Origin of the sequence: Caballeronia sp. GAWG1-5s-s, assembly GCF_023631445.1 — a bacterium.
Lineage (GTDB): Bacteria > Pseudomonadota > Gammaproteobacteria > Burkholderiales > Burkholderiaceae > Caballeronia.
Map to the genome: position 1 here is coordinate 1 of NZ_JALQDC010000064.1, position 665 is coordinate 665.

At 60.9% G+C, this 665-nt stretch carries 1 protein-coding gene; it reads right to left on the reverse strand.

Translation table 11 applies throughout. The features are described from left to right. On the reverse strand, positions 1-575 hold a 575-nt coding region (locus NCR34_RS27905), incomplete at its 3' end, for an MEDS domain-containing protein (protein WP_250501439.1). Positions 576-665 lie beyond the last annotated feature (90 nt).

Below are 665 nucleotides of genomic sequence, written 5' to 3' on the forward strand. Positions count from 1 at the left end.
AGCAAGACTTCCAGGTCGCGCGTGCGGGCGTCGACGCGAGCTTCGAGTTCCGCATTCGTGCGCTCGAGCTCCGAGCGCGCCGCGGCAAGCGAATCGCTTTGCACGAGCTGCCAGACGCCTTTTCGCCGTGTAAGTGCGAACTGATGCGTGTTGCATACATCCAGTACATCCGACGCGGTGCACCGGTCCATGCAGTAAGAACAAACGCAGATAATGCGGTACTGCCCCAGCGTTCGGTTCAGGTGGGCCTCGTAGTCGGCGAAGTCGTGCCAGCGGGTGCGCTCCAGCCAGAACGTGTCGCCGGTCACCCGTAGTCCATCGAAGCCATGCGCGCGCGACTCACGCTCGTGCCGCACCCATTCGGCGATGACATGGTCGGCGCGAAACGTGCCGTCTGGGTAGTACCAGTCGGACGCCGGCTTGAAAGCGATCTGTCCGCGCATCACGTAATCCTTGAAATCGGGTAGCGCCTCGACCAGTGCGGTCTCTGCTTCGTCCACGCCAATCGGATCGGACGCAACCCACAGACAGCTTTCGTTGTCGCGCAGTCCTGCCTCGAAATACGGGACCAGCATGTCGATCAGATCCTGCCGCGTTTCGTAAAAGTGGCAAAAGTGCGTTCCCCAGCCGGCATGGCCTATCGCATCAATGCCACTTTTTCGAAG